The sequence below is a fragment of the Massilia putida genome (assembly GCF_001941825.1).
Classification (GTDB): Bacteria; Pseudomonadota; Gammaproteobacteria; order Burkholderiales; family Burkholderiaceae_D; genus Telluria; species Telluria putida.
Genome location: NZ_CP019038.1, coordinates 4,966,697 through 4,991,087, shown reverse-complemented (window position 1 = coordinate 4,991,087; position 24,391 = coordinate 4,966,697). Strand labels below are relative to the sequence as shown.

The following is a 24,391-nucleotide window of genomic DNA, read 5'->3' as shown; positions in this document are numbered from 1 at the left end:
TCACCAGATGCTGGTGCCGGACCAGCGCCGGCTCAGCTTATTCGCCACCACCAGCAGGACCATGGCGACGGCGGAGTTGAACAGGCCCACGGCGGCCGCATAGCTGTAGTTCGCATCGAGGATGCCGTGGCGGTACACATAGGTCGAGATCACGTCGGCCGTTTCGTACGTGGCCGGGTTGTACAGCAGGATGATCTTCTCGAAGCCCACCGTCATCATCTGCCCGAGACGCAGCACGAGCAGGGTCGCGATGATGGGCAGCAGGCCCGGCAAGGTGATATGGCACAGGCGCTGCCAGCGGCTGGCGCCGTCGATGCGCGCGGCTTCGTACAGGGTCGGGTTGATGCCCGCCAGCGCGGCCAGGTAGATGATCGAGCCCCAGCCCACGCTCTGCCAGATCTCGGAGCCGACGTACACGGTGCGGAACCAGTCCGGGTCGTTCATCACGGCCTGCGGCGTGCCGCCGAAGGCCGCCACGATCTGGCCGATGACGCCGTCGCGCGCCAGGAAATCCAGCAGCATGCCGCTGACGACGACGACGGAAATGAAGTGCGGCAGGTAGGTGACGGTCTGGACGAACTGGCGGAAGCGGGTGCTCGTGAGTTCGTTCAGCAGCAGTGCCAGCACGATCGGCGCGGGAAAGCCGACGAGGACGTCGTACACGTTGATGAGGATCGTGTTCGAGATCACGCGGCCCACGAACAGGCTGTCGAAGAACTGGCGGAACCAGTCCAGGCCGACCCATGGGCTGCCTTCGACACCGGTGGCGGGATTGAAGTCCTTGAACGCGATGACGGCGCCCGCCATCGGCACGTACTGGAACACGATGAAGTACGCCAGTACGGGCGCCAGCATCAGGTAGACGCTGCGGTTGCGCGCCAGTTCGCGGCGGATGCGGGAGAGCTTGTCCATGTCAGGCCGCATTGCGTAGTGGTGCGGCGGCGGTGGACTCGCGCACCACCAGCTCGCAGGGGAATTCGATGCGGTGCTGCTGCCCTTCCGCGTTGTTGATGCGGCGGATCAGCTCAGCCACCGCGGCCTCGCTGATGTCGGCCAGCGGCTGGCGCAACGTCGTGAGGCGCGGATGCAGCAGCGACGCGCTGGGAATATCGTCGAAGCCCACCACCGACACGTGTTCCGGAACGGCGAGGCCGAGCGAATGCGCCGCGTTGATCGCGCCGATCGCCATGTCGTCGTTGGCGGCGAAGATGGCCGTCGGCGGATCGGGAAGGCGCAGCAGCTTTGCGGCGGCCTCGAAGCCGGACCGCTGGCCGAAGTCGCCTTGTGCGACGAGCGTGCGGTCGGTGCGGATGCCGGCCCTGCGCAGCGCCGCCTTGTAGCCGCGCTCGCGCTCCTGGCTCTGGCCCGTGTGCTGCGAACCGGCGATGAAGCCGATGCGGCGGTGGCCGAGTCCCAGCAGGTGCTCGGCCGCGGCCACGCCGCCCGCGTAGTTGGCGCCGCCCACGACGGGCAGGCTCGTATCGGTGCGGCAGTAATTGACGAGGACCGTGGGCTGGCTGCTCGCCTCGAGGAATTCGATATAGCCCTCCGAGAGGCGCGGCAGCACGAACAGCAGGCCGTCGCAGTGATTGCGGATCATCTGCTGCACGCCGCTGCGGGCGGACGCGCCGAGGTCTTCGATGGAGTTGTAGATGATGAGGTCCATGCCGCACTTGCGCAGGTTGACGCTGACGGCGCCGACGATCTCGTTGATCACCGTCGACAGCAGGTCGTTGACCAGCACGCCGATCACGTTCGTGCGGCTGCCCTTCATCATGCGCGCCGACAGGTTGGGCGTGTAGCCCAGTTCGCGCGCGGCGGCCAGCACTTTTTCGCGCGTCTTCTCGGCCACATAGCCTTCCCCGCTCATGGCGCGCGACACCGTCATGACCGACACGCCGGCCTTGCGCGCGACGTCGTGCGACGTGACGTGCGCGGCGCCGCCGCTGTTTTTCGTCTCCGGCATTCCTGGTTCTCCGTCGTGTTTTCTGTTCGAGTCCGTTAACGTTACCAGATTTTTTGAAAACACAACAGACTTTTCGCACATCGTCGAAAAAACCGGCCTTACTCGCCCTGCTGCTGCATCGCCTTCGTCAGCCCGCTCGGCCCGGCCGGCTTCTTCGGCTGCCACACCCACATCAGGCCGCGCACATAGCCGTCGCCTTTCACGCCGGTGTGGTCGAGGCCTTCCATCGTCCACGTCTGCAGCGCGAGGCCTTGATAGTGGCGGCCGGCCAGCTGCTTCTGGAACGCGACGATGGGTTGCTGGAACGCGGGATACTCGATGCTGCCGTGCGAGACGAACATGCGCGCGGCAAGCGCCTTGTGGTCGCGGGCATGTGCCGCATCGACCTTGAACAACGCGCCATGGTCCCAGCCGGCTGCGGGACTGATCGCGATATGGCCGGCGAAGAAGCCCGGCGCCTTGTACGCGGCCGCGATGGCGAACAGGCCGCCCAGCGAACTGCCGGAGATCACGCGGTCGGTCTTCTCGGCGCGAAAGCGGCTCTCGATCAGCGGCGCGACTTCTTTCGTGATGAAGCCGAGGAAGGCATCGGCCTTGCCGGAATCGGCATCGGTCGCCGTGATCGTGTAATCGCGGCGGCGTTCGACGTCATAGTTGCTGCCTGCCGGATACGACAGGCCGACCATGATGAATTCGGGGACCTGGTTATCGTAAATCAGGTTGCCGTAGGTGGCGGTGAGCAGGGGCGTATCCCAATAGGCGTCGAGGAAGTACAGCACCGGATAGCGCTTTTCCGGATGCGCCGCGTAGCCGGACGGCAGCACGACCACCAGTTCGTGCTTTCTACCCGTCGACTGGGACTGCACGGGGATGATCTGCGTGTTCTCCAGGACGAAGTGGCGTTCCCCGGCGGGTTGCTGCGCCCGGGCGGGGATGCTCATGGTCAGCGCCACGGCGCAGACTGCCAACAGCTTTTTCATCGATGTCTCCTTTGTTGTTATAGGGTTCACCGGATGATAGCGCTATCTCGACGTCTTGGGTATGTACATGTCTCTCGCGATATTATTTTTGTTATCGATATCTTATAAATTGGTATTATCGCCGAACAAACTATTCTGCTAACGTCCGGCCCTGATTCCCAGCCATCGACAAGCCAGGAATCCCATGAAAAACACACCCTACCTGGAGACCGTATGAAGTCTTTTCTCGCCACCCTGGCCATTGCGGTACCGCTGGCCCTGTCGAGCTGGGCATGCGCCGCCGACATCGCGCCCAAGCCTTTGTTCCGCGCCCCCGTGTTCGACGGCGCGGCGGATGTGTCCATCGTGTACGACCGCGCCGCCCAACTGTGGAAGATGTTCTATACCAATCGCCGGGCGACGATGAAGCTGCCCGATCCGAACGACGTCGCATGGGTACACGGCACGGCCATCGGCATTGCCGCGTCGCCGGACGGCGTGCACTGGCGCTACCAGGGCACGGCCGATTTTCCCAAGGCGTGTACGGACGTGACGTCGTGGGCGCCCGAGATCTTGTACGAAAACGGCGTCTATCACATGTGGCTCACGGTCGTGCCGGGCATCTTCCACCGGTGGGGCGTTCCCGGGGCGGATGGCCGCATCGAGCACCTGACCAGCACCGACCTGTCCAAATGGGACTGCGAGAGCACCGTCAAGCTGGACACCGGCCGCATGATCGACCCGACCGTCGTCAAGATCGGACAGGGCTACCGCATGTGGTACAAGGACGAGCGCGCCGGCAGCCGGATCCTGGCCGCCGACAGCCGGGATCTGCGCACGTGGAAGAAGGTCAGCGACCAGCCGGTCAATCCGACCAAGGGCGAGGGACCGAAGGTGTTCCGCTTCAAGGGGTATTACTGGATGGTCGTCGACGTGTGGAAAGGCCTGATGGTGCTGCGCTCCGACGATGCGACCCGCTGGACGGAGCAGGAAGGCTACATCCTCGGCGAACCGGGCCGCCACGCAACCGACCGGGCCAAGGGGCAGCATGCGGACGTCGTCGTCGATGGCGACCGCGCGTTCATCTACTACTTCGTCCACCAGGCGAACGAGGCGGAAGCGGCCACGGACCCGCGCTGGAACCAGCGCACGGTCATCCAGGTTGCGGAGCTGGTGTTCAAGGACGGCTGGCTCGAGGTCGATCGCGACAGGGATGTCGCGTTCCGGCTGAAGGCGCCATCGCCCTAGCGCTCAGGCGTCCTTGCCCATCTCCTCGCCCAGCTCGCGCCCGCGCGCGGCCGCCGCCTTCATCGCCGCGACGATGGCCTGCTTGACGCCCGCCGCTTCCATGCTCGTGATGGCGGCATGCGTGGTGCCGCCCTTCGACGTCACGCGCTGGCGCAGCACGTCGACGGGTTCGTCGGATTGCGCCGCCAGCTGGGCCGCGCCGGTGAACGTCGCGAGCGCGAGCGCCTTGCCCTGCTCCGCCGACAGGCCCATCTCCGTGGCCGCCTGCTGCATCGCTTCCAGGAAGTAGAACACGTAGGCCGGGCCGCTGCCCGATACCGCCGTCACCGGATCGATCAGGCTTTCCTCGTCCAGCCACACGGTCTGGCCGACGGCGCGCATGATGCTGTCGGCGGCGTCCTTCTGCGCGGCGCTGACGCCGGCCATCGCCACCATGCCCGTGATGCCCTGCCCGATCAATGCGGGCGTGTTCGGCATCGTGCGCACGATGGCGCCGTAACCGCCGAGCCAGCGCGACAGGTCCGCGCCGCGGATGCCGGCCGCGATCGACAGCAGCAGCGGCTTGTTCGCCAATTGCGATTGCAAATGGACGGCGACGTCGCGCATCTGCTGCGGCTTCACGGCGAGCACGATGACGTCGCTGGCGGCGACGGCCGCGCCGATGTCGGGCGACGTCGTCACGCCATACGTGCCTTGCAGGCGGGCCAGCGCGTCGGCGTTCGGGTCGACGACGTGGATGTCCGCAGGGTGTGCGACCTTGCCGGCCAGGCCGGCGATGAGGGCGGTGGCCATGTTGCCGCCGCCGATGAAACTGATCTTCATGGTGTCCTTTGGATTTTGCGTGCGCGCTGCGCACGCTTGTCTATTCGTAGTGACGCGCGCCGAAAATCGCGCTGCCGATGCGTACGATGGTCGCGCCTTCCAGCACGGCCGATTGCAGGTCGCCGGACATGCCCATCGACAGCGTGTCGAGGTGGATGCCGGCGCGGGCGATGTCCTGCGCGAGCGCGCGCAGGCGCGCGAACGGGACGCGCTGCAGGGCCGGATCGGCCTGCGCTTCCGGGATCGCCATCAGCCCGCGCAGGCGCAGGTTCGGCAGCTGGACGACGGCCTTGGCCAGGTCGAGCAGCTCCTCCGGCTTCGCGCCACTTTTGGTGGCTTCGCCGCTGATGTTCACTTGCAGGCAGATGTCGAGCGGCCCCAGTTCAGGCGGGCGCTGCTCGGACAGGCGCTGCGCGATTTTCAAACGTTCGACCGTGTGCACCCACTGGAAGCTCGTCGCGATCGGGCGTGTCTTGTTGCTCTGGATCGGGCCGATGAAATGCCATTCCAGCGTCATGCCGGGTCGCGCTTTTGCCACAGCGGCGATCTTCTCGACGCCTTCCTGCACATAGTTTTCGCCGAACGCGCGCTGGCCGGCGTCGATCGCTTCCAGCACGGCTTCCGCGGGAAACGTCTTCGAAACGGCCAGCAACTGGACCGTGGATCGGGGCCGGTGTGCGGCCTCGCAAGCGGCCTGGATTGTCGCTTCGACAGCTTGCAAGTTGGCTGCGATTGTGGACATAATGGTTTTCTACAGGAAATATTTTTCGGTTACACGGGTGCTTCAAAAGCCCAAGGATTATAAATGGACATCTCTGAGCTGCTCGCTTTCTCGGTCAAGAACAAAGCCTCCGACCTGCACCTGTCGGCCGGCCTGCCGCCGATGATCCGCGTGCATGGCGACGTACGCCGCATCAACCTGCCGCCGCTGGAGCACAAGGACGTGCACGGCATGATCTATGACATCATGAACGACGGCCAGCGCAAGCAGTACGAAGAGATGCTGGAGTGCGACTTCTCGTTCGCGATCCCCGGCCTCGCGCGCTTCCGCGTCAACGCGTACAACCAGGAACGCGGCGCCGCCGCCGTGATGCGGACGATTCCGTCCAAGATCCTGTCGCTGGAAGAGCTGAACGCGCCGAAGATCTTCGCCGACCTGGCGATGAAACCGCGCGGCCTCGTGCTCGTGACGGGTCCGACCGGCTCCGGCAAGTCGACCACGCTCGCCGCGATGATCAACCACCTGAACGAAAACGAGTACGGCCACATTCTGACGATCGAGGACCCGATCGAGTTCGTGCACGAATCGAAGAAGTGCCTGATCAACCAGCGCGAAGTGGGCCCGCACACGCTGTCGTTCAACAACGCGCTGCGCTCGGCGCTGCGCGAAGACCCGGACGCGATCCTCGTCGGCGAGCTGCGCGACCTGGAGACGATCCGCCTCGCGCTGTCCGCCGCCGAGACGGGCCACCTCGTGTTCGGCACGCTGCACACCTCGTCGGCCGCGAAAACCATCGACCGTATCGTCGACGTGTTCCCGGCCGAAGAAAAGGAGATGGTGCGCGCGATGCTGTCGGAATCGCTGCAGGCCGTGATCTCGCAGACGCTGCTGAAAACGAAGGACGGGTCGGGCCGCGTGGCCGCGCACGAGATCATGATCGGCACGCCGGCCATCCGCAACCTGATCCGCGAAGCGAAGATCGCGCAGATGTATTCCGCGATCCAGACCGGCTCCAACGTCGGCATGCAGACGCTGGACCAGAACCTGACGGACCTCGTGCGCCGCAACGTGATCTCGTCCTCGGCCGCACGCTTCGCCGCCAAGATCCCCGAAAACTTCCCCGGCTAACTGAATAAAGACCACGACGATGGAACGCGACCAGGCCACCAAATTCATGTTCGACCTGCTGCGCCTGATGGTCAGCAAGGGCGGCTCCGACCTGTTCATCACGTCAGGCTTTCCGCCGGCGATGAAGATCGACGGCCGCATGACGCCCGTGTCCAGCCAGGCCTTGAGCGCGTCGCACACGGCCGACCTGGCGCGCGCCATCATGAACGACAAGCAGGCCGCCGGCTTCGAACTGACGAAGGAAGCCAACTTCGCCATCAGCCCGGGCGACCTGGGACGCTTCCGCGTCTCCGCCTTCATGCAGATGGGCGCCGTGGGCATGGTGCTGCGCGTGATCACGACGACGATCCCGAAGTTCGAAGACCTCGACCTGCCGGACGTGCTGAAGGACGTGATCATGACCAAGCGCGGCCTCGTGATCATGGTCGGCGCCACGGGCTCCGGCAAATCGACGACGCTCGCGACGATGGTCGGCTACCGCAACGAGAACAGCCACGGCCACATCATCACGATCGAGGACCCCGTCGAATTCGTCCACCCGCACAGGAACTGCGTGATCACGCAGCGCGAGGTCGGCGTCGACACGGACAGCTTCGAGGCGGCGCTGAAGAACTCCCTGCGCCAGGCGCCGGACGTGATCCAGATCGGAGAAATCCGCGACCGCGAGACGATGGAACACGCGATCGCGTTCGCCGAGACGGGCCACTTGTGCCTGGCCACCTTGCACGCGAACAGCTCGAACCAGGCGCTGGACCGCATCATCAACTTCTTCCCGGAAGAGCGCCGCCAGCAGCTGCTGATGGACTTGTCGCTGAACCTGAAGGGCCTGATCTCGCAGCGCCTCATCCCGAAGAAGGAAGCGAAGGGCCGCGTGGTCGCGATGGAGATCCTGCTGAATTCGCCGCTGATCTCGGACCTGATCTTCAAGGGCGAAGTCCACGAGATCAAGGAGATCATGAAGAAGTCGCGCGAGCTGGGCATGCAGACCTTCGACCAGGCCCTGTTCGACCTGTACGAGGCCGACAAGATCACCTACGAGGACGCGCTGCGCAACGCGGATTCCGTGAACGATCTGCGCCTGAATATCAAGCTCAACAGCAAGAACGCGAAGAACCGCGACTTCTCGGCGGGGACCGAAACGCTCGGTCTCGTCTGATTCGGGGCGGCAAGTCGGCAACGGCTTGCCACGTCCGTCGTTGTTAGACAACAAATTCCCTAACATTTATTGAGCAATTCCAATAAGCATAGTGACGCTTGTACCTACGAGCGTCAAAAATGTTAGCGCTTTTCATACTGAAATCGATATCAAACTCCGGCAAAAAGTCATTGGATTGTTCTGGGCTCTCATCAATAAGATCAAATCAATGCTCGACATAACCATAACTTTCTCAGGAGACAATATGTCGTTTTACACCTCCAAGGGCCGCCGGAACACGGCCCAACCCCCGCTCCAGCTCAAATTGTGCGTGCTCGCCCTGACCGGCGCCGGCCTGCTCAGCAGCGCCTCGGTGTGGGCGCAAGCGGCCGCCGAAACGACGGAGCCGACCGACACCGCGACCGTGGTCGTCACGGGCGTCAGGGCATCGCTGATCAAGAGCCTCGCGATCAAGCGCACCAACGACCAGGTCGTGGAATCGATCGTTGCCGATGACATCGGCAAGCTGCCCGATAACAATGTCGTCGAGGCGCTGCAGCGCGTGACGGGCATCCAGGTCACCAACCGCGCCGGCGGCGAAGTCGGCACCTTGTCCATCCGTGGCCTGCCCGACGTCCAGACCACCTGGAACGGCCGCACTATTTTTACCGCATCGGGCACGCAGGTCGCGCTCCAGGACATTCCCTCGACCCTGGTGCGCCAGATCGACGTCTACAAGACGCGCGACGCCAGCCAGCTGGAAACCGGCATTGCAGGCCAGGTCGACGTCAAGTCGCTGCGGCCGTTCGATTTCAAGGGTTCGAAAGTGTCGCTGTCGGCGCGTGAAACCTATCTCGATCCCGCGAAAAAGGCGAACCCGCAGCTCAGCGGCATGTTGAGCAACCGCTGGGAAACCGGCGCCGGCGAATTCGGTGCCCTGGTCAATCTGTCGGATACCAAGACGAAATACCGCAATGAAAGCGTGACGCCGGGTGCCATGGTGCCGTTCGTCAGCCCGAATGCCGCCGAGGATCCCGCAGGTTACACGCCCTTGCAGCGCGTCTTCGACAACAATATCTGGACGCCTGGTACCCATACCGGCCTGCCGATGGCAGCGGGTTCGACCCTGAATTTCAACGGCAAAGCGTATCCTTATTACCTGGCGCGCGACGCCGTTTTCCAGAGCGACGTCCACGGGGAGCGTGAACGTCCTGCCGCCAATATCGCCTTGCAGTGGAAACCGAACAGCGATTCGGTCTACACCTTCGAATCGATGTACAACGGTTATCGTGACAAGTCCTTCAACCGGTTGCTGTTCAGCTTCGTCGACTGGTGGGGGGATCTCGGCAGCAATCCTGCCGGGTCGATCACGACGTTCCCGGGAACGAACGTCATCAAGAGCCGTACCGTCAATAACGTCTATGGCTTCAACAGCGGCGACTACACCACGTCGGCAACCGATTCCTACGTGTATGCCCTGAACGGCAAGTGGAACGTTGGCGACCGCCTGAAGCTGGACGGTGACCTGTCGTACCAGACCAGCACCTATCACTCGGAATTCACGGCCACCCGGATCGATCGCGTTGCACCGTCCATCAACGTCGCCTTCAATGACGGCAACAACAACACGGCGTTCCATTTCAACAACGATGCCGACCTGGCCAACCCGGCCAAGTGGAATGTTGCGCAGTTCTACGATAACGCCAACCGCAACAAGGGCAGCGCCGCGACGGCCAGTCTGGCGGGCGTCTTCGATGCCGACTGGGGTGCGCTGCAGACGATCCACTTCGGCGTGCGCTTCGACGACCGCAAAGCGTCCGAGGCCAACCGGACGCAATCGGCCACCTTGAACCGCAACCTCGCCTCGCTGGGTCCGGAGTATGCCTCGACCAACGCGAACTTCGGCACGGCCATCTCGGACGTTCCGCGGTCATGGGTCGAGCCCAATGCCTACTACATCCGCGACCATATCGACGACTGGCGTACGCTCTATCACTCGGCCGATGCGAACTTCCAGACGACGGACAAACTGAGCCTGCAGAAGACGTTCGAGGTCGATGAAAAGACGACCAACCTCTTCCTGATGGGGAATACCCAGAACGAACTGTTCGGCCATAGCCTGCGCGGCAATTTCGGCGTGCGCTACGTCAAGGTCAAGACCGACATGACCTTCTACAAGGTGGATGCCACCACCAAGGCGGTCACGCCGTCCGGTGCCAGCAAGTCGACCAACAAGTTGCTGCCCAGCATGACCCTGATTTACGACCCATCCAAGGACGTCGTGCTGCGCTTCAACTATGGTGAAACGCTGCGCCGCCCGGGCTTCGGTGCCCTGAATCCTATCCTGCAACTCGGTGACGACGTGTCGAAGGTGGGTTATGGCTCGGGCAGCGGCGGCAATCCGGACCTGAAACCGACGCGCGCCAAGAACCTCGACCTGACGGCTGAGTGGTATTTCCAGAAGGACAGCGCAATCTACGGCACGCTGTTCAATCGCAAGATCGACGGCCTGGTCGTGGACTTGCGGCACAGGGTGCACGTCGATCCGGCGAACGACCCGTTCCGCAACTCGACCTCGGGCGGCGACCATACGAACGGCTACGACTACGTCATCAATTCGCCGACCAACGCCTCCAACGGCAAGATCAGTGGCGCCGAGCTCGGCCTGATCTACTTCCCGAAAGGGCTGCCGGGCCTGCTGGACGGTCTGGGATTCCAGGGCAGCTATACGCGACTCCACTCGTCGCAGAACGTGCCTGACGCCAATGATGCCGGCGTCATCGTCTCCCAGCTCGAGACACCGTTCTTCGGCGTGTCCAACAGCTCCTACAACGCCACCCTGGCGTACGAAAAGGGCCCGGTCAGTGCGCGCTTGTCCTATGTCTGGCGCTCCGGCTTCCTGGCCGCCAACGAAGCCGCCTTGTTCGCCAATCCGATCGGTATCTGGCGTCATCCGGAAAAGAGCGTGGACATGCAGGTCTCGTACAAGGTCAACGACAACATGTCGATCGATATCAGCGGTGTCAACCTGACCAACGAAGTGCAGCAGCAGTACTACCACTTCGGCAACGCGGGTAACGCGCAAGTGAGCAATTTCGGTACGCTCCAGATCGGACGCTCGGTCTCGGCTGCCATCCGCTGGAAGATGTAAGCCCCGGCGCTCAGGAAGGCCCCGCTAGCCGGACAGGGCGTTGCTCGGTTCATACCCGCAACGCCCGACCGTTCAACACGGACAAAGGCCACCTGCAGTGCCTGGCGTTCACGTGCCGCCAGTTCTCCGACAAGCTGCCGGGCTTCCTGGGCGGCTTCGGCGTGGAAGCCGACTACACGTAGACATTGGACGGTTCGCTCAGCGACAAGATCACCCGGACCTGTCGATCACCCTGACCGGCACGAACCTGCTGAATTACAAGTACGTGGACTACTGGAACGACCAGAACCTCTACCTGCGCGACACCCGCCGCCACGACCGCACCACCGGCCTGTCGCTGAACTGGAAGCACTGACCGGCTCTCCACGATACCCGCGGGCAGCCGCTGCCTCCGAGTGTCTCTCAGCTCGCTGCGCCAGTCCATGCGAGCTTTTTACGCCCTGCCTCGCGCAGGGCGTTTTTTCATGCGCGCGGCAAGACGGCCCACTGCTGCACGAGGCCGACGAGGTGCACCACCCCGTACGCAAAGCAGATCACCGAACTCCACACGACGAACGGCGTCACCCTGCCGCCCCTGGCGAGTACCAGCGGCGCGAACGCGACCCCGCGCACGAGATACACGGCCGTGATGCCCACCAGCGCCGCCTTCGGGAACGGCAGTCCCGTGACGATGCCCGCCCCCGCCAGCGCATACGCCGACCAGGTGAACAGCACGGCGGCGATGCCCAGCGTGACGATGGCCGGATACGACCGCCCCTGCGCCGCCGCCCGCGCGAGGCGCTCGCCGGCGCCGAAGAAGCGGTACCACGCGGGACCGCCGGCGATGATGCCCAGGTGGAGCAGCGCCGCGACGGCGCTGAGCAGCGCGCCGACGGCCAGGGGAATGTTCACGGTGGTCTGCATGCTGCCCTCCTTTGCCGTACACTGTTGCACTCGAATTAACGCCAGATTACAGGAGACTCCGATGAACGTGTTCGACTTCCAGGCCACTTCCCTCGACGGCAAACCGGTCGACCTGGCCCGGTACCGCGGCAAGGTCCTCCTCATCGTCAACACCGCCAGCAAATGCGGCTTCACGCCGCAATACCAAGGCCTCGAGACCCTGTACCGCGAACTGCACCCGCGCGGCCTGGAAGTGCTGGGCTTCCCCTGCAACCAGTTCGGCAGCCAGGAACCGGGCAACGAAGCGGAGATCGGCGCGTTCTGCGAAAAGAACTACGGCGTGCATTTCCCCATGTTCGCGAAGGTCGACGTCAACGGCGACGCCGCGCACCCGTTGTTCAAGCACCTGAAACAAGCGGCACCCGGCGTGCTGGGGACGGAAGGCATCAAGTGGAACTTCACCAAATTCCTCGTCGGCCGCGACGGCAGCGTGCTGCATCGGTATGCGCCGCAGACCAAGCCGGAAGACATCGCCGGCGACATCGAGAAGGCGCTGCAGCAGTAAGACTGCCGTCGCTCAGCGCTGCGGCACGATCCGCACCGCCAGCCCGCCACCCGGCGCCAGCCGCACATTGATCGCATCCGTCGCCGTCACGGTCTTCGTCTCGGTGACGAGATCGAACCGGTGCGCGTTGCGGTAATCGGCCTGCTCGCCATCGCGGTAGATCTCGGCCACGTACTGCCTGCCCTGATCCAGGAAGGCCAGCGGCACGGCCACCGTGCGCGCCGTGCCGTCCGTGACGGCGCCGACATACCATGCGTCCGAATGACGGTCCTTGCGTGCGATGGTCGCGTACTCGCCGACGGCGCCGTTCAGCACGCGCGTGTCGGCCCAGTCGGTCGGCACGTCGCGGATGAATTTGAAGGCGGCCGGATACTTGGCGTAGTTCTCCGGCAGATCGGCCGCCATCGCGATCGGCGAATAGATCACGACGTAGTTGGCGAGCTGCTTGGCCTGCGTCGAATTGAACGTCTTGCCGCCCGCGCCGACGAGGCTTAACACGCCCGGCGTGTAATCCATCGGGCCGCTCAACATGCGCGTGAACACGAGTTTCGCTTCGTGGTCGGCGGCATTCGGCGGCTCGCCCCACGCGTTGTATTCGACGCCGCGCGCACCCTCGCGCGCGAGCCAGTTCGGATACGTGCGGCGCAGGCCCGTGTCCTTCACGGGTTCGTGCGTGTCGATGGCGATGCGGTAGCGCGCGGCCTCCATGACGGCCTTGACGAAATGGCGCACGCCTTCCTGCGAATCGTAGTTCCCGTAATGGACCTTGCCGTCCGGGCCCGCGAACTGCATCGTGCCCGCTTCGTGCACATAGCCCGACTTGATGCTGTCCACGCCCAGCTTCGCATCCAGCTTGTACGCCGCATCCATCTGCTTCTCGTAGGCAGCGACGTTGCCGCCCGTCTCGTGGTGGCCGATCAGGCGGACGCCCTTCTCTTTCGCGTATGCCGCCAGCGCGGGAAAGTCGAAGTCGGGGTAAGGCTGCGTAAAACTGAAGTCGGCGCCGCCGTGGCCCCAATCGCTTTCCCAGCCGCGGTTCCAGCCCTCCACCAGCACACCGCGGAAGCCGTTCGCGGCGGCGAAGTCGATGTAGCGCTTGACGTTCGCCGTGTTGGCGGCATGCTTGGGCCCCGCGTTCCACGTCCCTTTGTTGAGGTGCATCTCCCACCACACGCCGACGAATTTCGACGGGTGCACCCACGATACGTCGCCGAGTTTATTCGGCTCGTTCAGGTTCAGTTCCAGGTCCGACATGTACAAGCCCGCCGCATCGTCCGCGATGCGCAGCGTGCGCCATGGCGTCGCGAACGCGCCGTGGCGCACGACGGCTGCGCCAAGCGCCGACGGCGCCAGCTGCGCGCGCAGCTTCTGGCCCTCGACCTTGCGGATCCACATCGTCGCGTAGTCGACCAGCGCGGCTTCGTGGAAGGCGATGTGCGTACCGTCATCGAGGCGGAGCGTGAGCGGCGTGTTGGCCGTGCCGATTTCCTTGAGCGGCACCTTCTCGATGATCTGTTCGAGGCCGGACAATTCGCCGGCCGGGATCCACCACGCCGTCGCCGGCTGCGCGACGGCAAATTCCGTCAGCTCGTCCGTAATGGCGACGTCGCGCAGCGCCGGCTGGTCGGGGAATTCGTAGCGGAAGCCGACGCCGTCGTCGTAGATGCGGAAGACGATGGCCAGGCGGCGGTTCGCGCGGTTCTTCTGCTCGACGTCGACACGCAGCTCGCGGTAGTGGTTGCGCACGTAGCGGCGCTCGCCCCACGGCTGTTCCCACGTGTCGTCATGGTCGCTGACGCGCTTGTCCTTCAAGGTAAAACCGCCGTCCAGCTTGGGCGCGTTGGCCAGGTTGAAGCCGAGGCGCGAAGGCGCGATGATGTCCTTGCCCTTGCGCTTGATGTCATAGGCCAGCTTGCCCATGCCGTCGAGCTGGACGTCGACGGTGAGCACGCCGCCGGGCGAGCTTGCCGCGGCCACGACGGTTTGCGCCCAGATGGCGGGTGCCGCCATGTAGCTCGTAAACATCGCGGCCAGCGCGAGGAGACGGACACGCATCATTACACTCCGTGAGGCCAGACGCCGCCGCGGCAATCCGGCAAGATTGAGGAGATGTAATATTACTACACACCTATCCTGTCGGTGCGATGTCCGGACGCCCCGCTACGAACCCTGCAATTGCGAAATCCGGCAGTGCGGCTGACAAAATCAGGCAGGCCTCTTGACCGGTGAATCCGCTTGATCCTACCTTCGTAAAGTCAAAAACGACAATTGATCATCAAGGCCGCGAGTATGAGCACGACGCAAAGAAAAGCGATATTGGCGATGTTGCTGGAATCAAAGAAGCGTTCGACGTCATGGCCAGGTTTGCCCAGGCTCATTTAGGGCATGCTGCGACGCGCGGATGCCCCGCTCGCCCAGCGGGCTTCATGAACGCGAGCAGGTTGCCGCCGAGGACCAGCGCAACGCCGCCAACCGCCGGCAACGTCCACTGATAGCCCTCGAGCACGGTCGACACGCTCAACGCCACGACGGGAAACAGCACCGTCGAGTACGCCGCGCGGTCGGGTCCGATGCGCCCGACCAGCACCAGGTACGCCGTGAAAGCAATCACGGAACCGGGGACGGCAAGGTAGAACAGCGCGCCCAGGTAGCGCGGACTGTCGTCGATCGTGAACGGCATGCCCAGCAACAGCGCACCGCCGCCGACGATGGTCGAGCCGATCAGCATGGCCCAGGTGTTGGTCAGCAGCGGGGTCAGCCCGAGCGCCTGCATCCGGGTCGACAGCAGGTTACCCGTCGAAAAACACACGGTGCCCAACAGCGCCAGGGCCAGCCCCAGCAGCATGCCCTGGTCGCGCCAGTGACCCTGCATCTGCGGCAGGAACAACAGCCCGATGCCCGACAGGCCGAGCAAGGAGCCGATCAGCACCTGGCGCCGTATCGGACGTTGCATGAACAGGCGTAGGTTGATCGCGTTCCAGATCGGCGCGGTCGAAAACACCACGGCGACCAAGCCGCTGGGGACCCACTGGCTCGCGTAATAGAAGCACAGGAAGTTACAACAGAACAGAGCGACGCCTTGGGCCAGCAGGTAGCGCCATGCCTGACGCGGCGGCCACACCGGCCGGCGCGTGCCGAGCAGGAACAGGAACAGCACGGCGGCCGCGATCCAGAAACGGTAGGCGATCGACACCGGGGCCGCGACGACGCCGAGCTGGAATTTGATCGCGATCCAGGTCGTGCCCCAGATGACGACGGTGAGCAGGTAAAGAAAGGTATTCATGCCGCCATGGTCGGCGCAGGCGCCGGCGCCGACTTGTCTGATCTTGCGCACTTTCTCTGCCCGGCCGGACCACGTCACGGACGCATGCTAGACTTTTCGCATGCACTCCCGTCCCGCTCCCATCTCGCACGCCGTGTTCGACACCATGTGCGGCACCGACGCCACGCTCGAGCGATTCGTCTGGCTGGGCGACGGCATGGCGGCGGCGATCTGGCAGCGCGAAACCGACGAAGCGCTGACGGTCTACGCCCGGCCCGGCCACCATACCCTCTCCTGCTACCTGGGGGGCGGCTACCGCACCGAGCGCAGCGGCGCGCCCAGGCAGTATGGGGCGCCGCAGCGTCTGTGCACGCTGCCGGACGATCATGAATCGGAATGGGTGGTGCGCGACCACTTGCGCCTGCTGCACGTCTACTTCATGCCGGCGCATTTCACGCGCCGGGCGGTGGTGGAACTGGACCGCGAACCGCGCGAGATCACCCTGGCCGACCGCACCTATTTCGAAAACCCCGGCTTGCTGCGGCTGTGCCAGTCGCTGGTCGGCATGCCGTGGGAAGGCGCCGACAATCTGCTGCGCGCCAACGAGATCACCCACGACACACTGAGCGAGCTGCTGCGCTCGCAAGGCGTCCTGCGGCGTGAGCCGCGGCGCAAGGGCGGCCTGGCGCCCGTGATGCGCCGCCGGCTGGCCGAGTACATCGACGCGAACCTGGCGCGGCCCATCACGCTGGGCATGCTGGCGCAACTGGCCTGCCTGTCGGAATTCCATCTTGCGCGCATGTTCCGCGTATCGTTCGGCATGCCGCCGTCGGCCTGGATCGCCCAGCGCCGCGTCGACCTGGCCTGCACGCTGTTGAAGAGCACTGCCCTGCCGTTGCAGCAGATCGCCGATCTGTGCGGCTATGCCGACCTGTCGCACCTGGGACATCGCTTCCGCGCTGCGCTGGGCACCTCGCCGCGGCGCTATCGGCAGGCCACGGCGGGTTAGACTCCGGCCGGATCGAACGCCGCGACGATATCGACAAGCTGTTGCCGGACCCAGACATGGGCAGGGTCGCCGTGGAAGCGCTCGTGCCAGATCATGGCGGGCGCCAAGGGCGCAACGGGCAGCGGCACATCCAGGAGCACGATCGGGAGCTTGTCCGCGAGCCGGCGCGCCAGGCGGCTCGGCAGCGTGAGGATCATGTCGCTGTCCGCCACCAGCATCGCGCCGGCGATAAAGTGCGGAACGCGCAGCGCGACGCGGCGGGCGAGTCCCCGTGCCGCGAGGGCGACGTCGACCGCACTCTCTCCCAGGCCCGATATGGTCACGGTAACGTGGCGCAGGCTCACATAACGTTCCAGACTGAGCCCGCCCGCCACGCCGGGATGGCCGGCCCGCACCACGCACACGAAGTGGTCGGTGTACAAGCCGCGTCGGTAGAGGCTCCCCGGCAGGTCCTCGAACATGCCCAGCGCCAGATCGACAGTCCCATGCTCGACGAGCCGCACATTGTCCCCGGCCGGTTGTGCGATATGGAGACCGAGTGCAGGCGCGTATTGCTCGAAGCGGGCGACCAGGCCGGCCAGGACCACCAGGCTCAGATGATCGTGCGCGGCGATCGTGATCCGTCCCGTCGCGGAAGCAGGATCGAAGACGGCAGGCGCCACGATACCGCGGGCATCGTCCAGCAACCTGGCCACCCGGCCCGCCAGCACGTCGCCGCGCGGCGTCAGTTCCAGCCCGAGCTTGCCACGGACGACCAGGCGATCGCCCAGCATCGTGCGCAGCCGCGCCAGCGCGCGGCTGGCGGCCGGCTGGCTCAAGCCCAGGTGCAAGCCCGCCCGGGTGACGCTGCGCTCCCGGACGAGCGCGTCGAACAGTTTCAACAGGTTGAGGTCGACCGAAGACAAATCCACTTGGCGCATTTTCACTATGACTTTCATGCCATTGTTGCATGTCGAGCAATCATGCACTCTTCCGGTTCAACTTAACAGGAGATTTTCGATGACTGCTTCCTCCGCCGTCCCGTACGCCGTGTTCGGCGTAACCGGCCGCACCGGCGCCGCTGCGGCCGATGCCCTTTTGCGCGCCGGTCACCGGGTACGCGTCGTCGTGCGCGACCCGGCCAAGGGCCGCCCGTGGGCCGAACGCGGTGCAGAGATCGCGGTAGCCGACCTGACGGACCTGGCCTCGATGACCTTGGCGCTCAGCCGGGTCCAGGGCGCCTATGTCGTCAACCCCCAACAGTACAACCTCGACGACCTGTTCGAGCGGGCCGGCCTGATTGCCGCAACCACGGCGCACGCGGCGGTTGCGGCGCGCGTGCCCAGGCTCGTCGCCCTGTCCTCGGTGGGCGCCGACCGCGAGACCGGAGCGGGATGGATAGACATGAACCGCATGTTCGAGCAGCGCCTGGGAGAAGCGGGTGTTCCCGCCACCTTCCTGCGCGCGGCCTATTTCATGGAAAACTGGGCCCCGATGGTCGGACAGGCCGTGCGCAGCGGCGCCCTGCCGACGTTCCTGGCGCCGTCGGCGCGTCGTATCCCGATGGTGGCCATGCAGGATGTCGGCAGCGCCGCGGCCGCATTGCTGCAGGAAGATACGACGGAGAGCCGCATCGTCACGCTCGCGGGACCCGAGGACTACGCCCCGGACGATGTCGCCGCCATCGTCGCGGCCACGCTCGGGAAGGTGGTCGACGTGGCGGTGCTGCCGGAAGCAACGTGGCCCGCCGCGCTGGCCGATGCCCGGTTCTCGAAGGCCGCGCTGGCCGGTTTCACCGACATGACCCGCGGTCTCAATGGCTCGCATATCGACATTAAGAGCGATCCCTGCGCAGCCGCATGGACGGGAACGACGCCGCTGGAACGCGTCATCGGCGCACTGGCGCGGCGCCGGCGCTGCTAGGCCACATTCAACCCCAGCGCCCGCACCAGTTCCGCCGCCTGGCGCGTGGAGATGGTGGCGCCGGCGAACTGCTTCGCATTCGAGAGCTTCAATCCGCCCAGATCGGCCTCGCGCAAGTCGGCCGCATCGAAGCGGGTGTCCTTGATGTGCGCATCGCGCAGGCTGCAGCCTTCTTCGAACACGGCGTCGCGGAAGTCGCAGCCGGACAGGTCGGCATCCGCGAAATCCAGACCGCGCAACGCCGCCTTGCGGAACGACATGCGGCGCAGGTCGGCGCCGACGAGCAGACAATCTTCGAACGACAGCCCCAGCTGGCTCACGTCCTCGAAGCGCGCGCCCGTCAGCTTGCAGCTGCGGAACGCGACGGACGCCAGCTTGGCGCGGCGCCAGCCCGCGTTGTTCAGGTCACAGGCCTCGAAGCGCGCGTCGACCAGGTCGGCCGATTCGAAATCGGCATGGCCGCCGCGGCAGCGCTGCCAGCGCGTGCGCGCCAGGTTGGCGGCATAGAACGACACGTCGGCCAGCGCGCAGCGGGTCAACACGCAATCCTGCAGGTTCAGGCGCGACAGATCGGCGCCGGTCAGGTCGCAATCTTCGAGGACCAGCAGCGTGTCGTCCGTCAGCAGTGCTTCGATGCGTGCGCGGTCGGCGGATTCGCCGCGCAAGGTGATGGTGGCTCGGGACATGATACGGCAATGAGATCGGAAGAGCGCAGCATACACGCCCGCGCGGCCGGGCGCAGCCCCGTTTGAAGGGGTTGTCTACGCCCGCCGCATCGCCTTACTTGACGTAAGGCCAGCCGTCCGACGTGAAGCCGAGCGTATTGATGCCCAGCGTGGCGCGGCCGCCGTTGTTGCCGTCGTAGTAGTGGTACACATAGGTCGGCGCGTTGTTGTTGCCGGCATCGGTGAACACGCTGCCGCCGCCCGGGCCGATGATGTTGCCGTGGGTGCTGAGCAGGATGGTGCCGCCGCCGGCCGTGAGCGCGACGCCGCCACGGTCCACGTAGGGCCCGGTCACGCTGGCCGAACGGCCCACGATGGTGCGGTAGGTGCTGCTGGTGCCGTTGCAGCAGGCATTGATCGGCGCGAAGTAATAGTAGTAGCCGTTGTAGTAGTAGATGAACGGCCCCTCCTCGCCCGCCGACGGATTGCCGCGTTGCGCCAGCGTGGTCACGGTGGTATTCGTCTTCGATTGCAGGCCGGTGGCAGGGTCCAGTTGCATCAGATGGGTGCCGTCGCTCCACGAGCCCCAGGCCATCCACCAGTTGCCGCTGGCGTCCTTGAACGGCGCGGGGTCGATGGCGTTGTCGCTGGTTGCCCAGAAGCCGGACGCCGGCTGGGTGGTCGTGCTCGTCCACGACCTGGTGACGAAGCCCTTGTCGGTCCACGGACCCGCCGGCGACGAACTGGTGGCCACGCCGATGACGGCCTCCGCCCCGGTGCTGGGCAGATAGGGAATCGAATAGTACTGGTAGTAGGTGCCGTTCGAGACCAGCAGGCTGGGCGCCCAGACGTCGGTGTTGGCGCCATTGTTCCAGCCCTTCGGCGTCTGCAGGCCGTCCCAGGAACTGAAGTCCGGGCCGATCGACGGGCAGTTCGGCGCATAGCCGCCCATTTGCGCGCTGGTGCAGCTCGTGTACATCGTGAAGTTGGTACCGTCGGGCGACGTGGCGACCGTCTGGTGCGAACCGTACAACCAGTATTTGCCGCTGGCGTCGCGCAGCATGAACGGGTCATGCACATAGATGCCGTTGCCGGCGACGGCGCGCGGTGCGGGATAAGGACTCACCTGCGTATTCACCAGCTGCCACTCCTGGCAGGTACAGTTGGTCAGCCCCCACTGGTCGATGGTGGCCATGGTCGACGTACTCGCCATGTACACTTCCAGGTACTTGCCGCTGTTGACGTTCTGGATCAGGAAGTTGCCGTCCGCCGCCTGGGTGACGGTCCACAGGTGATCGGACGTGCCGTTATCGGACCATTGCACGATTTGCGCGCCGTCGGCGGTGGAGGCATTGCTCACGCCCAGCACCTGGTGCGTCAGCATGTTCTCGATGTTGTACTGTCCGTTCCCCATCGGCATGAAGTGCCACAGGTGATCGGTCGTGCCGTTGTCGGTCCACTGGACCACTTTCGAACCCGCGGCCTGGCTGGCGCCATCGATGCCCAGCACCAGACCGCTGTTGACGTTCTTGATCTTGTACTGGACGCTCGTGTTGATGGTGATGGCCGCGTGCGCCGAAAAAGCCATACAGGCCAGGCCGGCCAGCATGGCGAGACAGGAAAGTAGACGTTTCATGGAGGCTCCGCTGAGGTGTACTGCGAATGCAGTCTACTCATCGGCAACGGAGCGCACCAATCGTATTTATGTCGCGCCCAATACTCGATTCGATATCGCGATGTCGCGATATCGGGCACCGGTCAGCGCGTCTCGACGCGCGCCGACGCGTGGATCGTGCAGCCGCGGTGCACGTTCTCCAGGAAGCGCAGCGCTTCGTCCAGCCGGCAGGCCGGCGGCAGCAGGCGGCCCAGCGATTCGTCGTCGGCGATGCGATCGATGCCATACGCGATCGCGCGCGAGATGTCGCGCGCCTCGCGGCCGTCGCTGTTGTACAGGGCGTCGTACACGCCGACCTCTTCCCACAGCGGCACATAGCCGGGACTGATGCTGTCCTGGAAGGCGACGGACGGCGCCGCATCCTCGTCCTTGGATATCAGCCGAAACACGAAACTCACGATCCACTCCATCGATCTTTGAAACAGGGCGCCGATGCTACCACGGCACGCCGGCTTTTTCAGTCGGCCACCGTGGCAACCGTGCCGACGGCCTGCAGCGGGGCCTTGGGCGACGCCGTCGTGCTCAGCGTGAACTGGATCTTGCGGCGCGCGCCGGGCTTGGCCCACGTGTAGACGACGGTACGCGTCTTGCCGTCGACGGCCGGCTTGCCGCGTCGCGCGACGAGCCCTTTCGGCGCATCCTTCACCATCGCGATGAAACGCCGCTCCGCCTCGGCCGCGTTCGTGCGCCGCGCGTGCACCATGCACGCATTGTTGTTCGCGCCGATCGCCAGCACGAAATTCCCCATCTGCCCCTTGTACGGCACGGGCCACGCATCGCCGTCGACCTTGCCCGTGAAGAGCTTGGCGCCGTCCGGCGCCAGTTTCGGCACCTGGTCGTGCAGGAGCTTCGCGTGGAACGCACCGAGGTCAGCGAAATGCTTCATGCACAGGCTGACATACATGCCCATGAAGCCGACGCCGTCGTCATCCGGGCCGGCGGCATGGGCCGGAACGCTCGCCAGCGCGATGACGGCGGCGGCGATGCGGCGCCTCATGCAGGCACGCCCGCCAGCGCGCGGTCGACGAGCTCGATCCAGTGCGTCACGGGCACGGTCGTCCCCGACTGCAGATGCGAGATGCAGCCGATGTTGGCGGACACGTATTCTTGCGCGCCCGTCGCTTCCAGATTGGCCAGCTTGCGGTCGCGCAGCTGGTGCGCGATCTCGGGATGCAGCACGGAATAGGTGCCGGCCGAACCGCAGCACAGATGGCTTTCCGCGCACAGCACGACGTCGACGCCGGCCGCGCGCAGCACGCCCTCGACCTTGCCGCGGATCTGCTGGCCGTGCTGCAAGGTGCAAGGCGGGTGGAACGCGACGTGCTCGCGGATGCGGCCCGACAGCAGACCGGCGATCTCCCCTTCGAAATCGCACATCACTTCCGACAAATCCTTCGTCAGCGCCGCGATGCGCGCCGCCCTCAAAGCGTACGCGTCGTCGTGCGCGAGCAGGTGGCCGTAATCCTTCACGGTCACGCCGCAGCCGGACGCCGTCATCACGATGGCCTCGACCTGGCCGCTCTCGACATACGGCCACCACGCGTCGACGTTGCGGCGCATGTCGTCGAGCCCGCCGTCCTGGTCGTTCATGTGGAAGCGCACGGCGCCGCAGCAGCCGGCGCGCGGCGCTTCGATCAGCTGGATGCCCAGCGCATCGAGCACGCGCGCCGTCGCCGCGTTGATGTTCGGCGCCATGGCGCTCTGCACGCATCCGCCCAGCACGAGCATCTTGCGCGCGTGCTCGCGCGCGGGCCAGCGGCCGGGCGCGCGCGCGGGCTGCAGCTTGTCCTGCAACGCGGTCGACAGCAGCGGCCGCACCATCTGCCCCGCCTTGAACGCGGGCTTGAACAGGTTCGATCGCGGCAGGAATTCCTTCAACGTCGTGCGTTTCATCCGGTCCGCGAACGGACGCGGCACGCGCGCTTCGACCACCTTGCGGCCGATGTCGACGAGACGGCCGTACTTCACGCCGGACGGACACGTCGTTTCGCAGTTGCGGCAGGTGAGGCAGCGGTCCAGGTGCAGCTGGGTCTTGCGCGTGGGCGTCTCGCCTTCCAGCACCTGCTTGATCAGGTAGATGCGGCCGCGCGGGCCATCCAGCTCATCGCCCAGCAGCTGATAGGTCGGGCACGTGGCGGTGCAGAAACCGCAGTGCACGCAGGCGCGCAGGATCGCGTCGGCCTCGATGCCCTCGGGCGTGCCCTTGATGAAATCGGCGAGGTTCGTTTGCATGGTCTCTCAATACATCCGGCCGGGGTTGAAGATGCCCGCGGGATCGAACCCGGTCTTCAGGCGTTCGTGGATACGCGCGACGGCGGGCGCCAGCGGCTGGAACACGCCGACGCTTTTGTCGCCGCCGCGGAACAACGTCGCGTGGCCGCCCGCCGCGCGCACCGTGGCGCGGATGCGTTCGGCCGTGGCCGCATCGCCCGGCGCGCGCAGCCAGCGCTGCGCCCCGCCCCACTCGATCAGCTGCGCTCTGCCCAGCACGATGGCGCCGACGGTCGACGGCACGGACAACCGCAATAGCGGCATGTCGCCTTCAAAAAACCCGTGGCGCTGTTCGCGCAGGTCGGCCCAGAAGCGGGAACAGTCGGGCATCACATCGCCGCCGAGCGAGCGGATGGCCGCATCGACCGCAGCATTGGCGCCGGACAGCCGCAGCGCCAGCACGCCGTCGTGCCAGCAGCTGGCGGAGACGGGCAGCGGCTGGCCGGCCCATTCGTTCAGGTTGCGGAGCGCCTCGACTTCCGCCACGCCGTCGAACACGAGCGTCGCTTCGCGCGGCGCGCGCGGCAGCACTTTCACCGACACGTCCAGCAACAGACCCAGCGTGCCGAGCGAGCCGGCCAGCAGGCGCGAGACGTCGTAGCCCGCCACGTTCTTCATCACCTGGCCGCCGAAGCGCAGCACATCGCCCTTGCCGTCCAGGAGCGTGCAGCCGAGGACGAAGTCGCGCACGGCGCCGCTGTTCGCGCGGCGCGGTCCGGACAGGCCCGCCGCGATGGCGCCGCCCAACGTCGCTCGAGAACCGAAATGCGGCGGCTCGAACGCGAGCATCTGCCCCCGCTCGGCCAGCGCCGCTTCGATGTCCGCCAGCGGCGTGCCGCAACGCGCCGTGATCACGAGTTCCGTCGGCTCGTAGTCGACGATGCCCGCATACTCGCGCGTGTCGAGGACGTCGCCGTCGAGGCGCTGCCCGTACCAGTCCTTGGTGCCGCCGCCGCGGATGCGCAAGGGGCGCTTGTTGTGGACACCCTCGCGGACGCGTTCCTGAAAAAGTTCGACGATGTTCTGCATG

The 24,391-nt window shown here is 65.3% G+C and carries 22 protein-coding genes; 7 read left to right on the top strand and 15 right to left on the bottom strand.

Annotation, left to right across the window (positions count from 1 at the left end; translation table 11 throughout):
* The 3 genes from BVG12_RS24400 to BVG12_RS24390 form a co-directional block, all read right to left on the bottom strand.
* On the bottom strand, window positions 1–912 hold the full coding sequence (locus tag BVG12_RS24400) for an ABC transporter permease (RefSeq protein ID WP_156895722.1): 912 nt from the start codon (window positions 910–912) through the stop codon (window positions 1–3).
* Between the two features lies 1 nt (window position 913).
* On the bottom strand, window positions 914–1,966 hold the full coding sequence (locus BVG12_RS24395) for a LacI family DNA-binding transcriptional regulator (protein ID WP_075794649.1): 1,053 nt from the start codon (window positions 1,964–1,966) through the stop codon (window positions 914–916).
* Between the two features lie 98 nt (window positions 1,967–2,064).
* Window positions 2,065–2,946, bottom strand: coding sequence for an alpha/beta hydrolase (locus BVG12_RS24390; RefSeq protein ID WP_075794648.1), 882 nt, complete (start codon window positions 2,944–2,946; stop codon window positions 2,065–2,067).
* Window positions 2,947–3,159: 213 nt separating this feature from the next.
* Between BVG12_RS24390 and BVG12_RS24385 the strand changes: the two genes are divergently transcribed.
* Window positions 3,160–4,173, top strand: a complete 1,014-nt coding sequence (locus BVG12_RS24385; protein WP_075794647.1) for a family 43 glycosylhydrolase — start codon at window positions 3,160–3,162, stop codon at window positions 4,171–4,173.
* A 3-nt stretch (window positions 4,174–4,176) separates the two neighbouring features.
* Here the strand turns inward: BVG12_RS24385 and proC are convergent, their stop codons facing one another.
* Both proC and BVG12_RS24375 read right to left on the bottom strand, forming a co-directional pair.
* Window positions 4,177–4,995: a pyrroline-5-carboxylate reductase gene (proC, locus tag BVG12_RS24380; RefSeq protein WP_075794646.1), complete on the bottom strand. Its 819-nt coding sequence runs from the start codon at window positions 4,993–4,995 to the stop codon at window positions 4,177–4,179.
* Between the two features lie 40 nt (window positions 4,996–5,035).
* The gene (locus BVG12_RS24375; RefSeq protein ID WP_075794645.1) at window positions 5,036–5,737 is read right to left on the bottom strand and encodes a YggS family pyridoxal phosphate-dependent enzyme; all 702 of its coding nucleotides are present in this window, start codon (window positions 5,735–5,737) and stop codon (window positions 5,036–5,038) included.
* A 63-nt stretch (window positions 5,738–5,800) separates the two neighbouring features.
* Between BVG12_RS24375 and BVG12_RS24370 the strand changes: the two genes are divergently transcribed.
* The 3 genes from BVG12_RS24370 (at window position 5,801) to BVG12_RS24360 (ending at window position 11,130) form a co-directional block, all read left to right on the top strand.
* Window positions 5,801–6,844 (top strand): type IV pilus twitching motility protein PilT, encoded by a 1,044-nt coding sequence (locus BVG12_RS24370; RefSeq protein WP_075794644.1) that lies wholly within the window; start codon window positions 5,801–5,803, stop codon window positions 6,842–6,844.
* Window positions 6,845–6,863: 19 nt separating this feature from the next.
* On the top strand, window positions 6,864–8,000 hold the full coding sequence (locus BVG12_RS24365) for a PilT/PilU family type 4a pilus ATPase (RefSeq protein ID WP_075794643.1): 1,137 nt from the start codon (window positions 6,864–6,866) through the stop codon (window positions 7,998–8,000).
* A gap of 244 nt (window positions 8,001–8,244) precedes the next feature.
* Complete coding sequence (locus BVG12_RS24360) at window positions 8,245–11,130, top strand: TonB-dependent receptor (protein ID WP_075794642.1); 2,886 nt, start codon at window positions 8,245–8,247, stop codon at window positions 11,128–11,130.
* Window positions 11,131–11,592: 462 nt separating this feature from the next.
* Here BVG12_RS24360 and BVG12_RS24355 read toward each other — a convergent pair whose 3' ends face one another.
* A complete protein-coding gene (locus tag BVG12_RS24355) occupies window positions 11,593–12,033 on the bottom strand; it encodes a hypothetical protein (protein WP_075794641.1) in 441 nt (146 codons plus the stop codon).
* Between the two features lie 61 nt (window positions 12,034–12,094).
* Between BVG12_RS24355 and BVG12_RS24350 the strand changes: the two genes are divergently transcribed.
* Entirely contained in the window at window positions 12,095–12,577 is a 483-nt protein-coding gene (locus BVG12_RS24350; RefSeq protein WP_075794640.1) for a glutathione peroxidase, read from the top strand.
* A gap of 12 nt (window positions 12,578–12,589) precedes the next feature.
* On the opposite strand, the gene BVG12_RS24345 is transcribed toward BVG12_RS24350, so the two are convergent.
* Window positions 12,590–14,635, bottom strand: a complete 2,046-nt coding sequence (locus BVG12_RS24345; RefSeq protein WP_229503703.1) for a glycoside hydrolase family 97 protein — start codon at window positions 14,633–14,635, stop codon at window positions 12,590–12,592.
* A gap of 316 nt (window positions 14,636–14,951) precedes the next feature.
* Window positions 14,952–15,860 (bottom strand): DMT family transporter, encoded by a 909-nt coding sequence (locus BVG12_RS24340; protein WP_075796535.1) that lies wholly within the window; start codon window positions 15,858–15,860, stop codon window positions 14,952–14,954.
* Window positions 15,861–15,960: 100 nt separating this feature from the next.
* Here BVG12_RS24340 and BVG12_RS24335 point away from each other — a divergent pair, with 100 nt between their 5' ends.
* Window positions 15,961–16,848: an AraC family transcriptional regulator gene (locus tag BVG12_RS24335; protein WP_075794639.1), complete on the top strand. Its 888-nt coding sequence runs from the start codon at window positions 15,961–15,963 to the stop codon at window positions 16,846–16,848.
* Here the strand turns inward: BVG12_RS24335 and BVG12_RS24330 are convergent.
* Window positions 16,845–17,786 carry a LysR family transcriptional regulator gene (locus BVG12_RS24330; RefSeq protein WP_229503702.1) on the bottom strand — a complete coding sequence of 314 codons (942 nt, stop codon included), beginning with the start codon at window positions 17,784–17,786 and terminating at the stop codon, window positions 16,845–16,847. The two genes, BVG12_RS24335 and BVG12_RS24330, sit on opposite strands and share 4 nt — an antisense overlap.
* Window positions 17,787–17,847: 61 nt before the next feature.
* On the opposite strand from BVG12_RS24330, the gene BVG12_RS24325 reads away from it, so the two are divergent.
* Window positions 17,848–18,750 carry an NmrA family NAD(P)-binding protein gene (locus tag BVG12_RS24325; RefSeq protein WP_075794637.1) on the top strand — a complete coding sequence of 301 codons (903 nt, stop codon included), beginning with the start codon at window positions 17,848–17,850 and terminating at the stop codon, window positions 18,748–18,750.
* On the opposite strand, the gene BVG12_RS24320 is transcribed toward BVG12_RS24325, so the two are convergent.
* The 6 genes from BVG12_RS24320 to glcE all read right to left on the bottom strand — a co-directional run bounded on the left by BVG12_RS24320 (window position 18,747) and on the right by glcE (window position 24,390).
* On the bottom strand, window positions 18,747–19,436 hold the full coding sequence (locus BVG12_RS24320) for a pentapeptide repeat-containing protein (protein WP_075794636.1): 690 nt from the start codon (window positions 19,434–19,436) through the stop codon (window positions 18,747–18,749). The genes BVG12_RS24325 and BVG12_RS24320 overlap by 4 nt on opposite strands.
* A 94-nt stretch (window positions 19,437–19,530) precedes the next feature.
* Window positions 19,531–21,051: a family 43 glycosylhydrolase gene (locus BVG12_RS24315; RefSeq protein WP_083685363.1), complete on the bottom strand. Its 1,521-nt coding sequence runs from the start codon at window positions 21,049–21,051 to the stop codon at window positions 19,531–19,533.
* A gap of 122 nt (window positions 21,052–21,173) precedes the next feature.
* A complete protein-coding gene (locus BVG12_RS24310) occupies window positions 21,174–21,488 on the bottom strand; it encodes a hypothetical protein (RefSeq protein WP_229503701.1) in 315 nt (104 codons plus the stop codon).
* A 59-nt stretch (window positions 21,489–21,547) separates the two neighbouring features.
* Window positions 21,548–22,087: an NMCC_0638 family (lipo)protein gene (locus BVG12_RS24305; RefSeq protein WP_075794634.1), complete on the bottom strand. Its 540-nt coding sequence runs from the start codon at window positions 22,085–22,087 to the stop codon at window positions 21,548–21,550.
* Entirely contained in the window at window positions 22,084–23,322 is a 1,239-nt protein-coding gene (glcF, locus tag BVG12_RS24300) for a glycolate oxidase subunit GlcF (protein ID WP_075794633.1), read from the bottom strand. Before glcF ends, BVG12_RS24305 begins: the two co-directional genes overlap by 4 nt.
* A gap of 6 nt (window positions 23,323–23,328) precedes the next feature.
* A complete protein-coding gene (gene glcE, locus BVG12_RS24295; protein WP_075794632.1) occupies window positions 23,329–24,390 on the bottom strand; it encodes a glycolate oxidase subunit GlcE in 1,062 nt (353 codons plus the stop codon).
* Window position 24,391 lies beyond the last annotated feature (1 nt).